The organism is Nonomuraea sp. NPDC050783, from assembly GCF_040802095.1.
GTDB lineage: Bacteria > Actinomycetota > Actinomycetes > Streptosporangiales > Streptosporangiaceae > Nonomuraea.
This window is the reverse complement of sequence record NZ_JBFAHK010000006.1, coordinates 194,682-217,138: the sequence shown is the minus strand read 5'-3', so window position 1 is coordinate 217,138 and position 22,457 is coordinate 194,682. Positions and strand designations below refer to the sequence as shown.

The following is a 22,457-nucleotide window of genomic DNA, read 5'->3' as shown; positions in this document are numbered from 1 at the left end:
CACCATGGAAGGCGCACGACCGGTCCGGGCCGCCCGCGGCACCGAGCTGACCGCTCTCGGCTGGCAGCAGGAGGCCGCGCTGCGGATGCTGCAGAACAACCTCGACCCCGAGGTGGCCGAGCACCCCGACGAGCTGGTGGTCTACGGCGGCACCGGGCGCGCCGCCCGCGACTGGCGCTCCTTCGACGCCATCGAGCGCACGCTGCGCACCCTCAAGGCCGACGAGACGATGCTTGTCCAGTCGGGCCGGCCGGTGGGCGTCATGACCACCCACGAGTGGGCGCCGCGCGTGCTGATCGCCAACTCCAACCTGGTCGGCGACTGGGCCACCTGGGAGGAGTTCCGCCGCCTGGAGGCCGCCGGGCTCACCATGTACGGCCAGATGACCGCCGGCTCGTGGATCTACATCGGCACGCAGGGCATCCTCCAGGGCACCTACGAGACGTTCGCCGCGGTCGCCGCGAAGAAGTTCGGCGGCTCGCTGGCCGGCACGATCACGCTCACCGCCGGGCTCGGCGGCATGGGCGGCGCCCAGCCGCTGGCCGTCACCATGAACGGCGGCGTCGCGATCTGCGTCGAGTGCGACCCGTCGCGCATCCGGCGCCGCCTCGACCACGGCTACCTCGACGTGCGCGCCGACGACCTGGCGCACGCGCTGCGCCTGGCCACCGAGGCCAGGGACGCCCGCCGGCCGCTGTCGATCGGCCTGCTCGGCAACGCCGCCGAGGTGCTGCCGCGCATGCTCGCCGAAGGCGCCCCGATCGACGTGGTGACCGACCAGACCAGCGCGCACGACCCGCTCGCCTACCTGCCCCTCGGGGTGGCGTTCGAGGACATGGCCGCCGAGCGCGCCAAGGACCCGGCCGGCTTCACCGAGCGGGCCCGCACGTCGATGGCGCGGCACGTCGAGGCCATGGTCGGCTTCATGGACGCCGGGGCGGAGGTCTTCGACTACGGCAACTCCATCCGCGGCGAGGCGAAGCTGGCCGGCTACGGCCGCGCCTTCGACTTCCCCGGATTCGTGCCCGCCTACATCAGGCCGCTGTTCTGCGAGGGCAAGGGCCCGTTCCGGTGGGCGGCCCTGTCGGGCGACCCTGCCGACATCGCCGCGACCGACCGGGCGATCCTGGAGCTGTTCCCCGACAACGAGCCGCTGGCCCGCTGGATCCGGATGGCCGGCGAGAAGGTGCACTTCCAGGGCCTGCCCGCGCGCATCTGCTGGCTCGGGTACGGCGAGCGGGACCGGGCCGGCGAGCGCTTCAACGACATGGTGGCCGGCGGCGAGCTGCGCGCCCCGATCGTGATCGGCCGCGACCACCTGGACTGCGGCTCGGTGGCCTCGCCGTACCGGGAGACCGAGGGCATGCTGGACGGCTCCGACGCGATCGCCGACTGGCCGCTGCTCAACGCGATGGTCAACGTGGCCTCGGGCGCCTCCTGGGTGTCGATCCACCACGGCGGCGGCGTCGGCATCGGCCGCTCGATCCACGCCGGGCAGGTGACCGTCGCCGACGGCACGGCGCTGGCCGGGGAGAAGATCCGCCGGGTGCTCACCAACGACCCCGGCATGGGCGTCATCCGGCACGTGGACGCCGGGTACGAGCACGCCGAGGAGGTCGCCCGCGACAGCGGCGTGCGCGTGCCGATGAAGGAGTCCTGATGCCGGCCTCGTTCCAGGAGATGTGGGCGGAGCTGCTGCCGGTCGGGCGGCACTCCGGCTCCGGCGGCTACCGGCGCTTCGCCTGGACCGCGGCCGACGCCGAGTGCCGCGACTGGTTCCGGGAGCAGGCGGTGGCGCGCGGGCTGGCGTACGAGAGCGACCGCAACGGCAACCAGTGGGCCTGGCTCGGCGACCCGGCGGCGGGCGGCGCGGTGGTGACCGGCTCGCACCTGGACTCGGTGCCCGACGGCGGGGCGTTCGACGGGCCGCTCGGCGTCGTGTCGGCGTTCGCCGCGCTCGACGAGCTGCGGGCGCGCGGCGCGCGGCCGCTCCGCCCGGTCGCGGTGGTGAACTTCGGCGACGAGGAGGGCGCCCGCTTCGGGCTCGCCTGCGCCGGGTCCCGGCTGAGCGCCGGGCAGCTCACCCCGGAGCGGGCCGCCGAGCTGCGCGACGCGGACGGGATCACGCTGCCGCGGGCGATGGAGCTGGCCGGCCACGACCCGGCGGCCATCGGCCCGGACGACGAGCGGCTGGCGCGCGTCGGGGTGTTCGTCGAGCTGCACGTCGAGCAGGGCCGCCACCTCGCGGACACGGCGTCCCCGGTCGGCGTGGCCTCGTCGATCTGGCCGCACGGCCGCTGGCGCCTCGACTTCCGCGGCGAGGCCAACCACGCGGGCACCACCCGGATGGAGGACCGCCGCGACCCGATGCCCGCCTACGCCGCGACCGTCCTGGCCGCGCGCGAGCAGGCCGCCGCGGCGGGCGCGCGGGCCACGTTCGGCAAGCTCAGCGTGGCGCCCAACGGCGTCAACGCGGTGCCGGGCCTGGTGCGGGCCTGGCTGGACGCGCGGGCCGCCGACGAGGACGCGCTCGGCTCGCTGGTCGGCGGGATCGAGCGGGCCGCCCGCGAGCACGCCGCCCGCGACGGGGTGGAGGTGACGCTCGCCCGCGAGTCCTTCACGCCGGTCGTGGACTTCGCGCCGGCGCTGCGGGACGAGCTGGTCCGGCTGCTGGCCGCGCGGCGGCCGTACCAGGTGCCCGTGCTGCCGACGGGCGCCGGGCACGACGCGGGCATCCTGGCCGCGAAGGTGCCCACGGCCATGCTGTTCGTCCGCAATCCCACCGGGGTGTCGCACTCCCCCGCCGAGCACGCCCGCGAGGACGACTGCGTGGCCGGGGTCGAGGCGCTGGCCGACGTGCTGGAGGGGCTGGCATGCCGGTGACCGCCTACTACGCCGAGCACGCCTGGACCGGCGAGGCGGTCGCCTCCGGCGTGGTGATCGAGGTGGACGGGGAGCGCGTCGCCGGCGTGCGGGCCGGGGTCGCCGCGCCGCCGCCCGGCGCGCAGGTGCTGCGCGGGCTGACCCTCCCCGGGCTGGCCAACGCGCACTCGCACGCCTTCCACCGGGCGCTGCGCGGCTTCGCGCAGCGCGGCTCCGGCACGTTCTGGACCTGGCGTGACAGCATGTACGACGTGGCCGGCCGACTCGACCCCGACTCCTACCTGGAGCTGGCGCGGGCGGTCTACGCCGAGATGGCGCTGGCCGGCGTCACCTGCGTGGGCGAGTTCCACTACCTGCACCACGCGCCGGGCGGCCGGCCGTACGCGGACCCCAACGCCATGGGCGAGGCGCTGATCGAGGCCGCCGCCCAGGCCGGGATCAGGATCACCCTGCTCGACACCTGCTACCTCGCCGCGGGCTTCGGCCGGCCGCCGGAGCGCCCCCAGCTGCGCTTCAGCGACGGCGACGCCGACGCCTGGGCGGCGCGGGCGGCGGCGCTGAAGGAGCGCGGCCACGCCAGGATCGGCGCGGCGATCCACTCGGTGCGCGCGGTGCCCGCCGGCCAGATCGAGCCGGTGGCGCGGTGGGCCGCCGAGCGGGCGGCGCCGCTGCACGCGCACCTGTCCGAGCAGCCCGCCGAGAACGAGGCGTGCCTGGCCGCCCACGGCTGCACCCCCACCCGGCTGCTGGCCGACCGGGGCGCGCTCGGCCCGCGTACCTCGGCGGTGCACGCCACCCACCTCACCGGCGAGGACATCTCCCTGCTCGGCGGCTCGGCCACCACGATCTGCATGTGCCCGACGACCGAGCGAGACCTCGCCGACGGCATCGGCCCGGCGGCCGAGCTGGCCCGCGCCGGATCGCCGATCAGCCTGGGCAGCGACAGCCACGCCGTGGTGGACCTGCTGGAGGAGGCACGGGCCGTGGAGCTGGACGAGCGGCTGCGCACCCGGCGGCGCGGCCACTGGAGCGCCGCGGCGCTGCTGCGCGCCGCCACGCGCGACGGGCACGCCTCGCTCGGCTGGCCGGAGGCGGGCCGGATCGAGGCGGGCGCGCTGGCCGACCTCACCACGGTCGCGCTCGACTCGGTGCGCACGGCCGGCCCGCCGGCCGCCCTCGGCGCGGAGACCGCGGTCTTCGCCGCCACCGCGGCCGACGTGCGGCACGTCGTGGTGGGCGGGCGTCCCGTCGTCCGCGACGGCGTCCACCTCCTGGTGCCGGACGCGCCCGCCGCGCTCGCCCGGACGATCTCCGGCCTCATCTCCCCGTAGCCGCCCTCACCGCAGAAAGGCAGATCCTCGTGTCCGTCGCCATCACCGGCATCGGCAGCCTGCTCACCAACGACCCCGAGCTGGGCACGATCCGCGACGCCGCCGTCGTGCTGGACGGCGGCCGGGTCGCCTGGGCCGGGCCGGCGGGCCGCGTCCCCGACGCCGACGAGCGGGTGGACGCGGGCGGCCGGGCCGCGATCCCCGGCTTCGTGGACTCGCACGCCCACCTGGTGTTCGCCGGTGACCGTACCGCGGAGTTCGACGCGCGCATGTCCGGGACCCCGTACTCGGCGGGCGGCATCCGCACCACCGTGGCCGCCACCCGCGCCGCCTCCGACGCCGAGCTGGCGGCGAACGTCGCCCGGTACGTGGCCGAGGCGCTGCGCCAGGGCACCACGACGATCGAGTGCAAGTCCGGCTACGGGCTCACCGTCGAGGACGAGGCCCGCTCGCTGCGCATCGCCGCCGAGCACACCGACGAGGTCACCTACCTGGGCGCGCACGTGGTGCCCCCCGAGTACGCCGACGACCCGGACGCGTACGTGGACCTGGTGACCGGCCCCATGCTCGACGCCTGCGCACCGCACGCCCGCTGGGTGGACGTCTTCTGCGAGCGGGGCGCCTTCGACGGCGACCAGGCCCGCGCGGTGCTGGAGGCGGGCCTCCGGGCGGGGCTGGTGCCCCGGGTGCACGCCAACCAGCTCGGCCCCGGGCCCGGGGTGCGGCTGGCCGTGGAGCTGGGGGCCGCCTCCGCCGACCACTGCACGCACCTCGACGACGCCGACGTGGACGCGCTGGCGAGCGGGCCGACGGTGGCGACGCTGCTGCCCGGCGCCGAGTTCTCCACCCGGGCGCCGTACCCGGACGCGCGCCGCCTGCTGGACGCCGGGGTGACGGTGGCGCTGTCCACCGACTGCAACCCGGGGTCGAGCTTCACCAGCTCGATGCCGTTCTGCGTGGCGATCGCCGTACGGGAGATGGGCATGACCCCGGACGAGGCGGTGGTCGCCGCCACGCTGGGCGGGGCCAGGGCGCTGCGCCGCGACGACGTGGGCCGCCTGTCCCCGGGCGCCCGCGCCGACCTGGTGCTGCTCGACGCGCCGAGCCACGTCCACCTGGCCTACCGCCCGGGCGTCCCGCTCGTCGCCGCGGTCTGGCGCGACGGGGTCCGCCGGACGCCCTGAAAGCCGGGGCCCGCGCGGGTAGCCTCGCAAGGGTGATCGACTTCAACAACGACTCCCTCTTCAAGCTGAACCCGTGCCGGCCGGACGAGGCGAGCCCGGTCGTGGCGCCCCTCATGCTCCACGGCGAGCAGATCATCTCGTCGTACAAGACGGTCCGGGACCTCGTCGTCTTCACCGACAAACGCGTCATCGCGGTCAACGTCCAGGGGCTCACCGGCAAGAAGCGCGACTTCACGTCCCTGCCCTACAACAAGGTCCAGGCGTGGTCGGTGGAGACGGCCGGCACCTTCGACCTCGACGCCGAGCTGGAGCTCTGGTTCAGCGGCCTGGGCAAGGTCCGCTTCGAGTTCAAGGGCCGCTCCGACATCATCCGCCTCAGCCACATGATCGCCGGCTACGTCCTGTAGCGGAGAGAGCGCCGTCGGGACGATCCACAGGAATCCCGGCACCCGCCCCGTCTTCGCTTCGCCCGGTGAGGCGGGCCGCTGGTCGCCCGCCTGCATGCCTGCGGCCCGAACTGGTCGGCAACGTGGTCGGCCACCGGAGAAGAAGAATTCCGGAAGCCGCGGCGGCGACACTGATCGCCTGGCCGAGCGAAGGCGGGTTCTTCACGTGAAACAAGATCATGAAACATGAGGCTGGCGGCGCCGGCACCAGCCCTGGCGATGGCGGCCGCGTCGGGAGCGCGTCGCCTCCGCCCAGCGTCAACGGCACAGATCACAAAAACAACGCAGGTGGAGCTCCTGCCGTGGTTCCTCAGAGGGCTCCCGATATTCGAACGCATCGATTCCACAGCAATCGCACGAGGAGTCCGTTGTCCAGTACAGATCGCAGACCGCTGTCCCGCCGGATCACCGCAGTCGCCGCGGCCGCCCTCATCCCCCTTGGTGCCGCAGGCGTGGCGTGGGCCGCCACCACCGACAACATGTTCCCGACCGCCTACACCGGCAGCTATTGCGCGACCGGCATGGGCGTGGGCCAACCCTGTCAGACCGATGACAGGGAGGTCTACTTCTACATGGACAGCAGCGGTGAATACGAGCTGGAATCACCGGACCGCGCCGCCGTGAACAGCGCCATCGACGACGAGTACCGTCCCACTGATCTGGCCTTCCACTACGACTCCTCGCCGGTCTTCAGCGGCGACGGTGAGACCGACATCATCTACCAGGAGGGCTCCACCGGCCTGCCCAGCAACCTCGACGGCATCACCTGGTGCAACGCCAAAGGCCACGACAACAAGGACTGCGACCAGCAGTACATCCGCATCCGTGGCAACGGCCACTACACCCACGGCCTGACCTGCCATGAGACCGGTCACGCCGTCGGCCTGCAGCATGGTGACTGGGCCAGCCCGCAGCTGTCCAGGACCGACACCCGGCTCGGCTGCATGGTGACCCCCGTTGGATCAAATGCCGGTTTGGGCGCCAACAACAGAGAAAACATCAACGCCACCTATTAGGAGCAGTCGTGCAACGTCGTACCTACATCACGGGTGTCGCGATGGCCACGGTGGCGGCGGCCGTGGTGGCCACACTGGCCGGCGCCGGATCGGCGACCACCACCGCCGGCGGTGGCACCAGGTCCAGTCATGGCGTCATGGCGGAGGGGGTTGACCACCTGCCCAGCACCACTGCCGCGGATTGGGTCACCTACGCCGACCACGTCATCGCCGTCACCGCGACCGCCGAGAAGATCGCGCCACCCGCCCAGAGCGAGATCGAGCGTGGGGAAGGTTTTCTCGGCCGCACCGTCACCCTCAGAGTCGACAGCGTCCTGTGGTCGCGCGGCGAAGCTCCCCGCCCCGCTCCACAGATCTTCGACTATCCCGCTGTGGGCGCCGTCTTCACCGAAGGTGCCACCGACAGCCCTACTCCCATGGCCCTGCGCAACCGGCCCCGCCTGCAAACCGGCCACCATTACATCCTGGCCATCGAATGGGAGCCCGCGCACTGCACCGACGGCGACACCCCCGAGCCGGCCCAGTGGCGAGGCCTCGGTGAAGGGTCCGAGCTCCCCTACGACGACAACACCATCGGTCAAGGCGAATCCGAAGGCGCGATCCAAACGGCCGACCACGCGCGCGCCCTCGCCGTTCAAGCCGGTCCCGCAGGTGGCTTGAAGGAACAACTCGCCGGCACCACCGCGGACACCCTCGTCTCCGCGCTGAAAGCAGCCGCCCCGGCCCAACGCCGGCAGTCCAGCCCTCAAAGCGCGGCGGACTGCCCCTGATCCGCCTTCGGCTCACCCGCAACCGTGACCGCCCCGGCGCCCTCGACGGGCAGTCACGGAATTGCGAACCGGCGCTCAGCGGACGGGGAGGCCGGTCACCGCGCGGCCGATGATCAGGCGCTGGATCTCCGACGTGCCCTCGAAGATGGTGTAGATCTTGGCGTCGCGGTGGAAGCGTTCCACCGGGTGCTCCCTCGTGTAGCCGGCGCCGCCCAGGATCTGGATCGCCTGCTCGGTCACCCACACCGCCGTCTCCCCCGCCACCAGCTTCGACATCGACCCCTCGGCCTGCTCGAACGGGCGGCCGTTGCGGGCCATCCAGGCGGCGCGCCAGGTCAGCAGGCGGGCGACGTCGACGCGGGTGGCCATGTCGGCGAGCAGGAAGGCGATGGCCTGGTTCTCGGCGATGCGGCGGCCGAACTGCTCGCGCTCGCGGGCGTAGTCGCGGGCGTACTCGAAGGCGGCGCGGGCGATGCCGACCGCCATCGCGGCCACCGACGGGCGGGTGGTCTCGAAGGTGCGCAGGGCGGCCTGCTCGCCGGCGCGCTCGCCGGCGCGGACGCGGGCCAGCCGGGCCTCCAGCCTCTCCCGGCCGCCGAGCAGGCACGAGCCGGGCACCCGGACGCCGTCGAGGACGACCTCGGCGGTGTGCGAGGCGCGGATGCCGTGCTTGCGGAACTTCTGGCCCATCGACAGGCCCGGCGTGCCGGGCGGGATGACGAAGGACGCCTGGCCGCGGGTCCCGAGGGCGGGGTCCACCGAGGCGACGACCACGTGCACGTTGGCGATGCCGCCGTTCGTGGCCCAGGTCTTGACGCCGTCGAGCACCCAGTCGCCGCCGTCGGGGACGGCGCGGGTGCGGATGGCGCCGACGTCGGAGCCGGCGTCGGGCTCGGAGGCGCAGAACGCGCCGAGCTTGACGTCGTTCTCGGTGCCGAACATCTGCGGCAGCCACTCCCCCATCTGCTCGGGGGTGCCGTTGGCGGACAGGGCGGCGGCGGCCAGGCCGGTGCCGACGATCGACAGGCCGATGCCGGCGTCCCCCCAGAAGATCTCCTCGAACGCGACCGGCAGGCCCAGCCCGCTCTCCTCGAACCACTGGGCGGCGAAGAAGTCCAGGGAGTACAGGCCGATCTTGGCGGCCTCCTGGATGACCGGCCAGGGGGTCTCCTCGCGCTCGTCCCATTCGGCGCCCGCGGGGCGGATCACGTCGCGGGCGAACGCGTGCACCCAGTCGCGTACCTCCTTGACGCCGTCGCTGAGCTCCGGGCTGAACCCGCTCATGGGCCGCTTCCTCCCCTTCCGACCCCGCCCGCCGGGGTTACCACTGGTAACACCCTACCGGTCAGTAAGCCCGGGCAGGAAGGCGATCCGGCAGGGTGATCATGGGCGGGCGCTCGGCGATGCGGATGTCGCGGCTCGTCACGTCGTGGCCGGTGAGACCGCGCCGGAACTGGGCCAGCAGACAGGCCGGCTGGTGCCACGCCTGGATCTTGCCCTGGCGCTCCAGGCGGGACCAGGCGGCCAGCATGATCTGGCAGGCCATGCCGCCCAGCGCCTCCGTGGACTGCGGCGCGTGCTCGCGCGAGCCGAGGTCCACCTGGGCGAAGGCGTCCAGGCCGGCCAGGTCGAGCAGGTCGATGAGCAGGCCGAGCTCGACGCCGTAACCGGTCAGGAACGGCACGCGTTCCAGGGCCGAGCGGCGGCCGGCGTACTCGCCCGCCAGCGGCTGGACGAACCCGGCCAGCTCGGGCCAGTGCAGGTTGAGGAGCGGGCGGGCGACCAGCTCGGTGACCCGGCCGCCGCCGGCCGGCACGCCGTCCAGCGGGCGGTCGTAGCAGCCCTTGACGTAGGCGAGGCTCGGGTCGGCGAGCAGCGGGCCGAGCACGCCGCCGACGAGCGCGGCGCGGAAGTGCCTGATGTCGGCGTCGGCGAACACCACGACGTCGCCGTGGGTGACCGCCAGCGACTTCCACAGCGCCTCGCCCTTGCCGTCGAGCGGCCGCAGGTGCGGCAGGATGTCGTCCTGGGCGTGGACGCGGGCGCCGGCGCGGGCGGCCACGCGGGCGGTGTCGTCGTGCGAGCGCGAGTCGATGACGACGACCTCGTCCACCAGGCCGTCCAGCTCGCGGCGCAGGGTGCCGACGATCTCCCCGACGGTCTCGCGCTCGTCCCGGGCGGGGAGCACGACGCTGACGCTGGTCCCGCCCTTGAGTGCCTTCAGGTCCCGGACCGGCCAGTCCGCGGCGGACGAGGTCCGGCGCCGGAGCCAGCCGCGTACCTCGGGCAACATGATCCGACCACCTCCCCTCCACCCCCGATACCCGTTATGTCGGGTTATGTACCTTTTGCGTGGCGCTCCAGGAAGGTGTAGACGTCGGCCTCGTCCACGCCGGGGAACGACCCGGGCGGCAGCGCGGCCAGGATGTGCGAGTTGGCGCGGGCCGACGGCCAGGCGTAACCCTCCCAGCGCTCGGCCAGCTCGGCGGGCGGCCGACGGCAGCAGTCGCCGTTGGGGCAGCTCGACTTGGTGCGATGGGTGGTCTCGCGGCCACGGAACCACCGCGACTCCTTGTACGGCACCCCGAGCGTGATCGCGAAGTCCCGCTCCCGCGAGGGGTCCACGTGCGCGACGCAGAAGTACGTGCCGGTCGGCGAGTCGGAGTACTGGTAGTAGACCGAGAAGCGGTCCGGCGACTGGAATACCTGCCGCCCCGACCACTGCAGGCACATCCGCTGGCCCTCGATGGCGCCCTGCTCGTCGGCGGGGAAGACGATGCCGTCGTTCTCGTAGGCCTTGTAGATGATGCCGCCGGCGTCGTTGCGCACGAAGTGGCAGACGAGGCCCAGGTGGTGGGTGGCGAGGTTGGTGAAGCGGTGGGCGGCCATCTCGTACGACACCGCGAAGACGTCGCGCAGGTCCTCCACCGACAGCGCCCGGTCGGACTTGGCCTCCTGGAGGTAGGGCGCGGCGGCCCGCTCGGGCACCAGCACGGCCGCGGCGAAGTAGTTGGCCTCGGTGCGCTGGCGCAGGAAGTCGGCGAAGTCGCGGGGCTTGTCGTGGCCGAGCGCGAGGTGGCCGAGCGTCTGGAGCAGGATCGTGCGCGGGGTGTGCATGCCGAGCTGCTCGTGCTTGACGTAGATGCGGCGGTTGCGCATGTCGGTGATGGAGCGCACCGAGCGGGGCAGGTCCTGGGCGGTGTGCACGGTGTAGCCGAAGTGCGTGACCAGGCTCTGGATGGTGCTCTGCGACAGCGCGCCGGTGCGGTAGCCGACCGCGTCGAGGGCCTTGGCCGCGGCCTGCTCGATCTCCGGGAAGTAGTTGCCCACCTCGCGCTGGCGGCGGCGCAGCTCGGCGTTGGCGACCCGGGCCTCCTCGGGGGTTGCGGTGCCGCGGGCCTGGCGGGCGCGCAGCTCGCCGTACAGGCCGAGCAGGTGCTCCAGGACGTCGTTGGGCACCCGCGCGGAGACCTTCAGCCGGGGCAGGCCGAGCCCGGAGTACAGCGGGTCGCGCTGGGCCTCCTCCAGGGCGATCTCCAGCTGGGCGCGGCGGTTGGGCGGCTGGCGGCGCAGCAGCTCCTCGACGGGCACGCCGAGCGCGGTGGCCAGGGACTTGAGCAGCGAGAGCTTCGGCTCGCGCTTGCCGTTCTCCAGCAGGGAGAGCTGGCTCGGCGCCCGGTTGACCCGCGAGCCGAGGTCGGACAGCGTCAGGCCGCGCTGTTTCCGCAGATGGCGCAGGCGCTGGCCAAACGCGATCAGATCGAGCTCCTGCGTCAAAGACAGCGGTTCTTCGCCCAGCAACGACGCCATGCTCGCATCTTAGACAGAAAATCTGACCTTCTTCTAGCCCGCCCGGCGCGGATCATGCTTCCTGCGGCGATTGGTCTAGGCCAACGGTAAAAGTTGCGATTTCTTCTCAGGCGAATACCCGTGAGTAATGCCCAAAGCGAGAAATTTCCTGTTTCTTCTGCGCGATTTCGGCTGTTGAGCTTGTGCTCGCGGGCACAAACTCGGCAGGGCACCCAGGGGACGACAAAGGAGTGAACGATGATCGATCGCCTCAAGGGAGCTGCTGAGCAGCTGCAGGACGAATGGGACAACAACCCTCGCTGGGAGGGCATCGAGCGCACCTACGGCGCCGAGGACGTGATCCGGTTGCGCGGCAGCGTCCAGGAGGAGCACACGCTCGCCCGGCTGGGCGCCGAGCGGCTGTGGGGCCTGCTGCACACCGAGGACTACGTCCACGCCCTCGGCGCGCTGACCGGCAACCAGGCCGTGCAGCAGGTGAAGGCGGGCCTGAAGGCCATCTACCTGTCCGGCTGGCAGGTCGCCGCGGACGCGAACCTGGGCGGGCAGACGTACCCGGACCAGAGCCTTTACCCGGCCAACTCGGTGCCGGCCGTCGTGCGCCGCATCAACAACGCGCTGCTGCGCGCCGACCAGATCACCTGGTCGGAAGGCGTGGAGGGGCCGCACTGGCTGGCGCCCATCGTGGCCGACGCCGAGGCCGGCTTCGGCGGCGTGCTCAACGCGTTCGAGCTGATGAAGGGCATGATCGCGGCCGGTGCCGCGGGCGTGCACTGGGAGGACCAGCTCGCCTCCGAGAAGAAGTGCGGCCACCTGGGCGGCAAGGTGCTGATCCCGACCGCCCAGCACATCAAGACGCTCAACGCCGCCCGCCTGGCCGCCGACGTCTGCGGCGTCCCCTCACTGATCATCGCGCGGACCGACGCCCAGGCCGCGACGCTCCTGACCAGCGACGTGGACCCCCGCGACCAGCGCTTCACCACCGGCGAGCGCACCGCCGAGGGCTTCTACCGGGTCCGTAACGGCATCCAGGCGTGCATCGCGCGCGGCCTGGCCTACGCCCCCTACTCCGACCTGCTGTGGATGGAGACCGGCACGCCGGACCTGGACGTGGCGCGCGAGTTCGCCGAGGCGATCAAGGCCGAGTACCCGGACCAGATGCTCGCCTACAACTGCTCGCCGTCGTTCAACTGGAAGAAGCACCTGGACGACTCGACGATCGCCAAGTTCCAGCGGGAGCTGGGCCACATGGGGTACAAGTTCCAGTTCATCACCCTGGCCGGGTTCCACTCGCTGAACTACTCGATGTTCGACCTCGCCCAGGGGTACGCGAGCGACGGCATGACCGCCTACGTCGAGCTCCAGGAGCGCGAGTTCGCCGCCGAGCGACACGGCTACACCGCCACCCGGCACCAGCGCGAGGTCGGCACCGGCTACTTCGACCTGGTCGGCACCGCGGTCGCGCCCGACTCCTCGACCACCGCGCTGAAGGGCTCAACCGAAGAGGAGCAGTTCGCCCACTAGATCCCCTGATCTCGCCGGCCACCTCCAGGGCATGGGATGGTTCCCCGGCGACGCGGGCCGCGCCGGTTTCCCCCAGCACCGGCGCGGCCCGCCCATGTCACGGCCAGGAACCTCCCGGGGCCCCGACGCTCAGCCGGCCAGGACGGCGGCCAGCTCCGGGATGCGGGCCCGGTAGCCGTCCAGCAGGGCGCGGGCCGTGGCGACCGAGTCGACCAGGGGGTGCAGGGCGAACGCCTCGACGGCCCGGGCGGCCGAGCCGGTCAGCGCGGCCTCGATGGTGGCCTGCTCGACGGCCTTCACCTGCTGCAGCAGGCCCAGGAAGCGGCCGGGCAGCGGGCGGGTGGCCAGCGGGCGCACGCCGCCGGCGCCCACCGCGCACGGGACCTCCACGACCGCCTCGGCGGGCAGGCCGGGCACGGCCGAGCCGTTGCCGACGTTGAGGATCATGGTGGCCGCCTCGCCCCGGGACAGCGCCGCCATGAGCACGAGGGCGATGCCCTCGTAGCCGCCCGCCTCCAGGTCGGCCGCGTCGCGCTCGCCCGCCTCGGCGGTGTCGCGGGCCTCGGCCATGTAGGACTCGTCGCGCTCCCTGCGCGCCCGCCGCCACTCGGCCAGCGCGTCGCCGGGGCGGGCCAGGACGGCGGCGTAGAAGGCGTCCTGCTGGCCGAGCAGCGTCTCGCCGCGGCTGCGGCCCCGCGTCGCGGCGACGGCCTCGCGGGTGAAGTAGTAGTAGTACAGGTATTCGTTGGGCAGCGCGCCGAGGGTGCGCACCCAGTCGGGGCCGAACAGGCGGGCCTCCTCGACCCGGCGCAGCGCCGCGTCGTCGGCGAGCAGCTCCGGCAGCACGTCCCGGCCGTCGTGGCCGAGGCCGCGCAGCCAGCCCAGGTGGTTGAGGCCCACGTAGTCGGGCCAGACGCGGGCCGGGTCGAGGCCGAGCGCGGCGGCGGCCCGGCGGACCAGGCCGATCGGGGAGTCGCAGATGCCGATCACGCGGTCGCCGAGCACCCGGCGCATCGCCTCGGTGATCATGCCGGCCGGGTTGGTGAAGTTGATGACCCAGGCGCGGGGGGCCAGCTCGGCGACCCGTTCGGCCACCCGGACGGCGACCGGGACCGTGCGCAGGCCGTAGGCGACGCCGCCGGGGCCGGTGGTCTCCTGGCCGAGCAGGCCCAGCTCCAGCGCGACCCGCTCGTCGGCGGTGCGCCCGGCCAGGCCGCCCACCCGGATGGCGGAGAAGACGAAGTCCGCCCCGCGCAGGGCCTCGTCGAGCGAGGTGGTGACGCGCACGGCGGGCGGGTCGTCGTGGCCCTCGGCGAGCCCGCGCAGCACGTGGCCGATGGCGGCCAGCCGGTCGGCGGAGACGTCGTGGAGGACGACCTCCGCCACCCGCGGCTCGGCCCGGTCGCGCAGGAGCGCGCCGTACACGAGCGGAACGCGGAAGCCGCCGCCCCCGAGAACGGCCAGTCTCATACCCATCCCTTCGTCCGGACGATGATTCCCTCGATGATTCCCCAGCGGTGATCGTTCAGGTCAGGATCGCTCAGCCCAGCAGCACCTCGGCGCCGGCGGCCGCCAGGCGGCGCAGCGTGGCCGGGTCGGCGCCGTCGTTGGTGACGACCACGTCGACGTCCTCGGGCCCGCAGACCCGCAGCGCCCCCGTGCCGGGGAACTTGTGCCGGTCCACCAGCAGCACCACCTGCCCGGCCGCGGCGATCATGGCGCGCTTGAGCGGCACCTCGGCCAGCGTGGTGTCCACGAGCTGCCCGTCGGGCCGCACGCCGCTGACGCCCAGGAACACCCGGTCGGCGACCACCTGCTTCAGCGCGGCCTCGGTGAGCACCCCGATCAGCGAGTGGTAGGGGCGGCGGACCATGCCGCCGAGCAGCAGCAGCTCGACCTCGGGATCGCAGCGCAGCACGTCGAGCACGGCGAGGCTGGAGGTGACGACGGTGACGCGCCGGCCGCGCAGCCGGCGGGCCAGGCGCATGGTGGTGGTGCCGATGTCGAGCAGCACGACGTCGCCGTCGCGCACGAGGCCGGCGGCGCGCTCGGCCACGGCCTCCTTGTCCTGCTCGTCGGCCCCGGCCACCTCGGAGAAGGGGCGCTCGGCGTCGGCGTCGACGCTGGCCAGGGCGCCGCCGCGGACCCGCCGCAGGGTGCCGTCGCGATCGAGCACCTCGAGGTCCCTGCGGATGGTGGACGGGCTCACACCGAGCTGGCTGGCCAGCTCGCGCACGCTGGTGGCGCCCGAGAGCCGCACGCGGCGCATGATCTCGGCATGCCTGAGGCGCTGGAGCACGGCGTCACTGTATCAGTCATTTTCGCCCAGAAGTAAGCAGGAAACCGCGCACAAAGTAAGCACCTTGCTTCAAATACTCGCGCGAAACACTTGAAGTGTGCGAGCAAACGTGCAAGATTGCGCACATCTCGGTGTGTCGAGGAGGATCCATACCCGTGTCTGCCCAGGCGTACGACCCTCTCGCCGGCGAGCGCGCTCCCGGCGGCCCGCAGTTCGACGTGTTCCTGGCCGGCACCGTCTTCCTGGACATCATCTTCACCGGCCTGCCCGCGATGCCCGCGGCGGGCACGGAGATCTGGGCCGACGGCATGGGCTCGTGCCCCGGCGGCATCGCCAACCTGGCCATCGCCACCAGCCGCCTCGGCCTGCGCACGTCGCTGGCGGCGGCCTTCGGCGACGACGACTACGGCGACTTCTGCTGGCGTACCCTCCAGGAGCAGGAGTCGGTGGACCTGTCCAGGTCGCGCCGGTTCGAGCACTGGCACTCGCCGGTGACCGTCTCCATGGCGGTCGACCGCGACCGCAGCATGGTGACGCACGGCCATCCGCCGCCCATGCCGGCCTCCGAGATGATCGGCAAGCCGCCCCGCTCCAAGGCCGTGATCGTGACGCTCTCCCCCGACGAGCCGCTGGGCACGCCCGGCAGCGCGTGCAACTGGGCGGAGCTGGCGCACCGCGACGGCGCGCTGCTGTTCGCCGACGTCGGCTGGGACCCGTCGGGCGCCTGGCCGTCCGGCGTGCTGGAGCAGCTGTCCATCTGCCACGCGTTCATGCCGAACGCCATCGAGGCCATGGCCTACACCCGGACCGACACCCCGCGTGACGCGCTCTACGCGATCGCCGACCTGGTGCCGCTGGCCGTGGTGACCGACGGCGCCAACGGCGCGATGGCCATCGACTCCTCGACCGGCGAGGAGGCGTTCGTGCCCGCGCCGCGGGTGACGGCGCTGGACCCGACGGGCGCGGGCGACGTGTTCGGCGCGGGGTTCGTGCTCGGCACGCTGTGCGGCTGGCCGCTGACCGACCGGCTGGCCTTCGCCGAGGTGTGCGCCGCCCTGGCGGTGCAGCAGTTCGGCGGGTCGCTGGCCGCGCCCGGCTGGGGCGACATCGCCGACTGGTGGCACGAGGTGCGGGCGGCGGCCCGGCACAGCGGCGCCTACGGCAGCTCGCTGGCCCGCCGCTACGCCTTCCTCGACCGGCTGGTGCCGGCCGTCCCGGTCGGCGCGGTCCGCCGCGCGGTCGCCACGATCGCCCGCTACGCCGACGTCGGCGTCGCCCCCCATCCCCCGGCCCCCTCCCACCAGGCCGCCTCCCACCAGGCCGCCTCTCACCAGGCCGCCTCTCACCAGGCCGCGGACGAGGGCCCTGCGGATGGGAGCCCGGTGGACGAGAGCCCTGCGGATGGGAGCCCCGCGAGCGGGAACGAGGACCCCGGCACCCCGCGCGTGCCCGTGCAGAAGGAGTAACCATGACCCCCCCGCCGCGACGCCCCCGCCGCACCCCCGCGCTCGCGCTGCTCGCCGTGGCCGCCCTCGCCCTGGCCGCGTGCGCGCCCGGCTCCTCGGCCCCGCCCGCCCCGCAGACCTCCGCCCCGTCCGCCGTTCGCACCGACGCCGCCGCCCTCGGCGACGTCACGCTCACCGTCTGGGACCAGGAGGTACGCGGCGGGCAGGCGGCCCAGATGAAGGAGCTCAACGCCGCCTTCCAGGCCAAGTACCCCAACATCAAGCTGAACCGGGTCTCGCGCTCCTTCGACGACCTCAACACCACCCTGCGCCTGGCGCTCAGCGGCAACCAGCCGCCGGACGTGGTCGAGGCCAACAACGGCCGCCCGTCGATGGGCGCCTTCGTCAAGGCCGGCCAGCTCCGCCCGCTGGACGCCTACGCCGAGGCGTACGGTTGGAAGAGCCGCTACCCGGAGTCGGTGCTGCGCTACTCGCGCTACAGCGCCGACGGCAAGCTGTTCGGCGAGGGCAACCTGTACGGCCTGCCGCAGGTCGGCGAGGTCGTCGGCCTCTTCTACAACAAGGCCAAGCTGGCGAAGCTGGGCCTGCGGCCGCCCGCGACGTGGGCCGACTTCGAGACCGCGCTCGGCACCGCCAAGGCCGGGGGCGAGGTGCCGATGCAGCTCGGCAACCTCGACAAGTGGCCGGCCGTCCACGTGTTCGGCACGGTGCAGGGCCGCCACGTGCCGGCGGAGCAGATCTCCACGCTGGCCTTCGGCCGCAAGGGCGCCTCCTGGAGCACGCCGGAGAACACCGCCGCCGCCGAGCAGCTGGTGAGCTGGGTGGACAAGGGCTACTTCAACAAGGGCTTCAACGGCCAGGGCTACGACCCGGCCTGGCAGGCGTTCGGCAAGGGCGAGGGCGTCTTCCTCATCGCCGGCACCTGGCTGCTCGCCGACCTGCGGAAGGCGCTCGGCGACGACCTGGGCTTCATGCTGCCGCCGGGTGTGTCGGCCGGCGCCCCGCCGGTCGCGACGGGCGGCACCGGCCTGCCGTTCGCGATCACCGCCAAGAGCCCTCACCCGGACGCGGCGGCCGCGTACATCGACTTCATCACCGGCACGGAGGCGATGAAGGTGCTCACCCGCACCGGCAACCTGCCGGTGGCCGAGACCGGGCAGCAGAGCGTGCAGCCGGGGCCGCAGCAGGACGTCTTCACCGCCTTCGGCACGGTCACCGGCAAGAACGGCCTGGTCCCGTACCTGGACTACGCCACGCCGACCTTCGCCGACACGCTCGGCGCGGCCCTGCAGGACCTGCTGGCGAAGAAGGCGACGCCGCAGCAGTTCCTGGCCACGCTCGACAAGGACTACAAGACCTTCGCCGAGAGCAACGAGTGAGGCGCCACGCCACGGCGGGACGGCCGCCCGGCGAGCCGCGCCGGGTCGCCTACCTCTACCTGCTGCCGGCCTTCGCCGTCTACGCGGTGTTCCTGCTGTTCCCGATCGGCCGCGCCGTGCAGTTCTCCCTCTACGACTGGGACGGGCTGTCGGTCGGCAGGTGGGCGGGGCTGGACAACTACGCCGCCGTCGTGGCCGACGAGGGGTTGCGGGCCGCCTTCGGCCACGCGCTGGTGCTCGTCGTGTTCTACGCGCTGATCCCGCTGGCCATCGGCCTGACACTGGCGGCGGTGCTCAACCACGCCAAGGTGCGCGGGCTCGGCTTCTTCCGCACGGTGGTGTTCCTGCCGCAGGTGGTGGCCATGGTCGTGGTGGCGGTGGCGTGGCGGCGGGTGTACGCGCCGGACGGCACGCTCAACGCGCTGCTCGGCGCGCTCGGGCTGGAGTCGCTGGCGCGCGGCTGGCTCGGCGACTACACCTTCGCGCTGCCCGCGGTCGGCGTGGTGGGCACCTGGTTCGAGACCGGGCTGGTGACCGTGCTGTTGCTGGCCGGGATGAGCCGGATCCCGGCCGACCTGTACGAGGCCGCCCGGCTGGACGGCGCGGGCGCGGTGCGCGAGTTCCTCGCGGTCACGCTGCCCTCGGTGCGCGGGGAGATCGCGGTCGCCCTGACGCTCACGGTCATCGCCGCGCTGCGGACCTTCGACCTGGTGTACGTCACCACGCGCGGCGGCCCCGGCACCTCCACCACCGTGCCGTCGTACGAGGTCTACCACCGGGCCTTCGGGCTCGGCCAGGTCGGCTCGGCGGCGGCGGTCGGGGTCACGCTGACGGTGGTCATCTTCGTGATCTCGTTCGGCATCAACCGGTTCGCGGACAGGAGGGTCACGTGATCTCGCGCGGGGAGCGGGTGGCCAACTACGTCATCCTGTCGGTGTTCGCCACGTTCGCGCTCTTCCCGATCGTCACGATCCTGGGCGCGGCGCTCGGGCCCGCCGACAGCGGCGGCACCTCCGGCCTGGGCAACTTCGCGGCGGCCTGGGACGAGGGCCGCTTCGGCACGTACCTGCGCACCAGCCTGGCGGTGTCGGCGTTCGTCGTGGTCGTCAGCGTGACGCTGTCGATCATGAGCGGGTACGCGTTCGGCACGATGCGCTTCCGCGGCCGGTCGGCGCTGTTCTACCTGTTCATGCTCGGGATCATGATGCCGAGCGAGGCCATCGCGGTGCCGCTCTACTTCGACCTGCGCTCGCTGGGGCTCATCGACACGTTCTGGTCGGTGGCGCTGCCGCAGGTGGCGCTGTCGGTGGCGTTCGGGACGTTCTGGATGCGGGCCTACTTCCGGGCCTCGAACCGGGCGATCGTGGAGGCGGCGCGCATCGACGGCGCCTCCACGTGGCGGATCCTGTGGCGGGTGCTGGTGCCGCCGGCGCGGCCTGCCGTGGTCACGCTGACCGTACTGGTCTTCATGTGGACGTGGAACGAGTTCCTCATCCCGCTGATCATGGTGACCAGCGAGTCGCTGCGTACCGCGCCCCTCGGGCTCGCCTTCTTCCAGGGCCAGTACACCTCGGGCTTCACGCTGCTGGCGGCCGGGTCGGTCATCGTCGCGACCCCGGTCGTGATCTTCTACTTGTTCCTCCAGCGACACTTCGTCCGTGGGCTGCTCCAGGGGGCGGTCCGCGAGTAGACACCCCCCGGAGGCGCCATGCGACTGTTACTGTCCGCCCTGCTGATGCTCGTCCCGGCGGCCGTGCCCGCACCCGCGCGGGCCGCCGTGGCGGCGGCGGCGCCCGTGGACCTCGACGTGCTGTTCGTCGGCGCGCACCCTGACGACGAGGCGTTCAGCCTGTCCACGCTCGGCCAGTGGAACGAGGACCACCGCGTGCGCGCCGGCGTGGTCACCGTCACCCGGGGCGAGGGCGGCGGCAACGCCGTCGGCCCCGAGGAGGGGCCCGCGCTCGGCCTGCTGCGCGAGGCCGAGGAGCGCGCCGCGGTCGCCAGGGCAGGCGTGCGCGAGGTGTTCAACCTCGACGACGTCGACTTCTACTACACGGTGAGCGCCCCGCTGACCGACCAGGTGTGGGGCGGCGACACCCTGGAGAAGGTGGTCAGGGTCGTCCGGCAGACCAGGCCCGAGATCCTGCTGACCATGGACCCCGCCCCGACGCCCGGCAACCACGGCAACCACCAGGAGGCCGCCCGGCTGGCGATCGAGGCGTTCTACGCCGCCGCCGACCCCAAGGCGTTCCCCGAGCAGCTCACCCGCGAGGGGCTCAGGCCGTTCGCGCCCGCCCGGCTGCTGACCGGCGGCGGGCGCGGCACGTCCCAGCCGGGCCCGTCCTGCGCGGCCACCTTCCGCCCCGCCGACCCCGCGCAGAACGTGTACGGCGTGTGGAGCGGCCGCGCCTCCGGGACCGGCCGGACGTGGGCGGCCATCGAACGCGACGCCCAGCGCGAGTACGCCTCCCAGGGCTGGGCCGGCTTCCCCGACGTGCCCGCCGACCCCGCGCAGCTCGGCTGCGACTTCTTCACCCAGGTGGACGCCCGGGTGCCCTTCCCCGAGCCGGGCACCCCGGCCGCCGCCGCGCCCACGGCCGTCCTGGACGGCGCGCTGACCAGGCCGGAGGGCACGGTGCCGCTCGGCACCCTGCTCGCCGTACGGACCGGCTCGTTCGAGGTGCGGCCGGGCACGCCCTTCACCGCCGAGGTCACCGTGACGGCCCGCGACGCGCTGGGCCGCTCCTCGGCCGCGCTGCGCGTCCCCGAGGGCTGGAAGGTCACCGGCTCCGGCGCCCTCGGCCGGATCGCCGCCGGCCGTACGGCGTCGGCGAGGTTCACCGTCACGCCGGCGGCGGGCGCGTCCGGCCGGGCGCGGATCGGCGCGGCGCTGACCACCGAGCGGGGCCGCGGCTACACCGACCGGCAGGTCGAGGCGAGCCCGGCCGTGCGCGGGCAGCAGCAGCTCCTCCCCCAGGTCGCCCAGTACGAGACGTGGACCTCCGACGTCGGCGTGCCGCAGCTGCGCGGCCTGGTCACGCCCGTGCTGACGCTCCCGTCGGGCGGCTCCCGGCAGGTCGGCGTCGTGGTGCGGAACGTGGGCGACACCCCCAGGTCGGGCACCGTGCGCGTGGACCTACCCGCGGGCTTCACCGCCGACCGGGCCGAGGCCGCCTACCCCGAGCTGGCGCCGGGCGCGTCGGCGACGGTGCCGTTCACCGTCACCAACACCGACACCTCGCTGAAGACCTCCAACGAGGGCGGCGACCACGCCTACACCGTGACCGTGGACGGCGTGGTCACCGGCCGGCCCGCGCTGGAGCTGGTGCCCGCCACCACGATCCCGCGCGCCGCGAGCGCCCCGGCGGTGGACGGCGACGACGGCGACTACCCGGGGCCCGCGCTGGACGTCTCCCGGCTGTGGGAGGGCACTCCGTGCTCGTCGGCGGCTGACTGCTCGGCCACGGCCAGGCTGGCCTGGCACGACGGCACCCTGTACGTGGCGGTGCGGGTGAGCGACGACGTGCTGGGCACGCGGCTGGCCGCCGCCGACTGCAAGCGGCACTGGCGCACCGACGCGGTGGAGATCGCGCTGGACCCGCGCGGCACGTCCGAGAACACCTCCACCACCTTCAAGGCGGCGGTGCTGCCGGTGACCGCCGAGGGCCCGCCGTGCGCGCTGCGCGACGCCGACAACCACCAGGGCCCCGCCACCGGGGTGCGGATCGCGTCGAAGGTCTCCTCCGGCGGGTACACGGTGGAGGCGGCCATCCCGCTGGAGCTGCTGCCCGGCTCGGTGGACCCCGGTCACCTCGGGCTGAACATCCTCGTGTACGACTCCGACACCCAGGACAGGACCGGGCAGACCCGGATCGGCTGGTCGACGTGGGGCGGCGTGCAGGGCGACCCGTACCGGTGGGGCGTGGCCACCCTGGAGGGCTACCAGGGCGCGGAGCGGCCGGTGCCCGATCCGGTGATCCCGGACACCGCGCTGTCCAGCCTGGACTCGCCGCAGTCGCTGGAGCAATCCGTCCGCGTGCACGTGCCGCCGGCCGGCGGGCCTCCCGCGGCGGACGCGGGCCAGGCGGTCGCGGCCGTCAGGGCGGGCGACGCGGTCAGGGTGACCTTCCTGGCGGCCGGGCCGGGCCGGGCGCACCTGTTCGTCCGCGACGCGCGGGGCACGGCGGGCAGCCGGGTCGTGCAGGTCGCCAAGGGCACGGCGACGCTGTCGGTGCCGCTGACCCGCGCCCTGGCCGCCGACCCGGCGGTGGTGGCCGGCTGGGAGCCGTCCCGCGGCGGCGCGTCCGCCTCCCGGACACGCGTACGCTGACCCGCCCGCGACCGGCCCTGCC

At 73.4% G+C, this 22,457-nt stretch carries 18 protein-coding genes; 13 read left to right on the top strand and 5 right to left on the bottom strand.

From position 1 onward, the window contains the following. Positions 1 to 4 precede the first annotated feature (4 nt). The 7 genes from hutU to AB0H75_RS18410 all read left to right on the top strand — a co-directional run bounded on the left by hutU (position 5) and on the right by AB0H75_RS18410 (position 7,630). On the top strand, positions 5 to 1,660 hold the full coding sequence (gene hutU / locus AB0H75_RS18440) for a urocanate hydratase (protein WP_367797524.1): 1,656 nt from the start codon (positions 5 to 7) through the stop codon (positions 1,658 to 1,660). Next, entirely contained in the window at positions 1,660 to 2,883 is a 1,224-nt protein-coding gene (locus tag AB0H75_RS18435) for an allantoate amidohydrolase (RefSeq protein ID WP_367797522.1), read from the top strand. The genes hutU and AB0H75_RS18435 overlap by 1 nt, the downstream gene beginning before the upstream one ends. Continuing rightward, on the top strand, positions 2,874 to 4,214 hold the full coding sequence (locus AB0H75_RS18430) for a formimidoylglutamate deiminase (protein WP_367797520.1): 1,341 nt from the start codon (positions 2,874 to 2,876) through the stop codon (positions 4,212 to 4,214). The genes AB0H75_RS18435 and AB0H75_RS18430 overlap by 10 nt, the downstream gene beginning before the upstream one ends. A 29-nt stretch (positions 4,215 to 4,243) precedes the next feature. Further along, positions 4,244 to 5,398 (top strand): imidazolonepropionase, encoded by a 1,155-nt coding sequence (hutI, locus tag AB0H75_RS18425; RefSeq protein ID WP_367797518.1) that lies wholly within the window; start codon positions 4,244 to 4,246, stop codon positions 5,396 to 5,398. Between the two features lie 32 nt (positions 5,399 to 5,430). Then, positions 5,431 to 5,805 carry a PH domain-containing protein gene (locus tag AB0H75_RS18420; protein ID WP_367797516.1) on the top strand — a complete coding sequence of 125 codons (375 nt, stop codon included), beginning with the start codon at positions 5,431 to 5,433 and terminating at the stop codon, positions 5,803 to 5,805. Between the two features lie 407 nt (positions 5,806 to 6,212). Next, the gene (locus AB0H75_RS18415; protein ID WP_367797515.1) at positions 6,213 to 6,860 is read left to right on the top strand and encodes a hypothetical protein; all 648 of its coding nucleotides are present in this window, start codon (positions 6,213 to 6,215) and stop codon (positions 6,858 to 6,860) included. 8 nt (positions 6,861 to 6,868) lie between these two features. Beyond that, positions 6,869 to 7,630: a hypothetical protein gene (locus tag AB0H75_RS18410; RefSeq protein WP_367797513.1), complete on the top strand. Its 762-nt coding sequence runs from the start codon at positions 6,869 to 6,871 to the stop codon at positions 7,628 to 7,630. Positions 7,631 to 7,705: 75 nt separating this feature from the next. Here the strand turns inward: AB0H75_RS18410 and AB0H75_RS18405 are convergent, their stop codons facing one another. The 3 genes from AB0H75_RS18405 to AB0H75_RS18395 form a co-directional block, all read right to left on the bottom strand. Further along, entirely contained in the window at positions 7,706 to 8,914 is a 1,209-nt protein-coding gene (locus tag AB0H75_RS18405; RefSeq protein ID WP_367797511.1) for an acyl-CoA dehydrogenase family protein, read from the bottom strand. A gap of 61 nt (positions 8,915 to 8,975) precedes the next feature. Further along, positions 8,976 to 9,923, bottom strand: coding sequence for a glucosyl-3-phosphoglycerate synthase (locus tag AB0H75_RS18400; protein ID WP_367797509.1), 948 nt, complete (start codon positions 9,921 to 9,923; stop codon positions 8,976 to 8,978). A gap of 44 nt (positions 9,924 to 9,967) precedes the next feature. Next, complete coding sequence (locus AB0H75_RS18395) at positions 9,968 to 11,407, bottom strand: helix-turn-helix domain-containing protein (RefSeq protein ID WP_367798186.1); 1,440 nt, start codon at positions 11,405 to 11,407, stop codon at positions 9,968 to 9,970. Between the two features lie 270 nt (positions 11,408 to 11,677). Between AB0H75_RS18395 and aceA the strand changes: the two genes are divergently transcribed. After that, positions 11,678 to 12,961 carry an isocitrate lyase gene (aceA, locus tag AB0H75_RS18390; protein ID WP_367797507.1) on the top strand — a complete coding sequence of 428 codons (1,284 nt, stop codon included), beginning with the start codon at positions 11,678 to 11,680 and terminating at the stop codon, positions 12,959 to 12,961. A gap of 129 nt (positions 12,962 to 13,090) precedes the next feature. On the opposite strand, the gene AB0H75_RS18385 is transcribed toward aceA, so the two are convergent. Next, positions 13,091 to 14,431 carry a 6-phospho-beta-glucosidase gene (locus tag AB0H75_RS18385; protein ID WP_367797505.1) on the bottom strand — a complete coding sequence of 447 codons (1,341 nt, stop codon included), beginning with the start codon at positions 14,429 to 14,431 and terminating at the stop codon, positions 13,091 to 13,093. Between the two features lie 70 nt (positions 14,432 to 14,501). After that, entirely contained in the window at positions 14,502 to 15,260 is a 759-nt protein-coding gene (locus tag AB0H75_RS18380; RefSeq protein WP_367797503.1) for a DeoR/GlpR family DNA-binding transcription regulator, read from the bottom strand. 155 nt (positions 15,261 to 15,415) lie between these two features. On the opposite strand from AB0H75_RS18380, the gene AB0H75_RS18375 reads away from it, so the two are divergent. From AB0H75_RS18375 to AB0H75_RS18355, 5 genes are read left to right on the top strand one after another with little or no spacing between them, the layout of a single operon-like run. Further along, positions 15,416 to 16,726: a carbohydrate kinase family protein gene (locus AB0H75_RS18375; protein WP_367797502.1), complete on the top strand. Its 1,311-nt coding sequence runs from the start codon at positions 15,416 to 15,418 to the stop codon at positions 16,724 to 16,726. A gap of 2 nt (positions 16,727 to 16,728) precedes the next feature. Next, positions 16,729 to 18,105: an extracellular solute-binding protein gene (locus AB0H75_RS18370; protein ID WP_367797500.1), complete on the top strand. Its 1,377-nt coding sequence runs from the start codon at positions 16,729 to 16,731 to the stop codon at positions 18,103 to 18,105. Then, positions 18,102 to 18,998, top strand: coding sequence for a carbohydrate ABC transporter permease (locus AB0H75_RS18365; RefSeq protein WP_367797499.1), 897 nt, complete (start codon positions 18,102 to 18,104; stop codon positions 18,996 to 18,998). Before AB0H75_RS18370 ends, AB0H75_RS18365 begins: the two co-directional genes overlap by 4 nt. Continuing rightward, positions 18,995 to 19,795 (top strand): carbohydrate ABC transporter permease, encoded by an 801-nt coding sequence (locus tag AB0H75_RS18360; protein ID WP_367797498.1) that lies wholly within the window; start codon positions 18,995 to 18,997, stop codon positions 19,793 to 19,795. Before AB0H75_RS18365 ends, AB0H75_RS18360 begins: the two co-directional genes overlap by 4 nt. An 18-nt stretch (positions 19,796 to 19,813) precedes the next feature. Further along, a complete protein-coding gene (locus AB0H75_RS18355) occupies positions 19,814 to 22,435 on the top strand; it encodes a sugar-binding protein (protein ID WP_367797496.1) in 2,622 nt (873 codons plus the stop codon). The last annotated feature ends 22 nt before the right edge of the window (positions 22,436 to 22,457 follow it).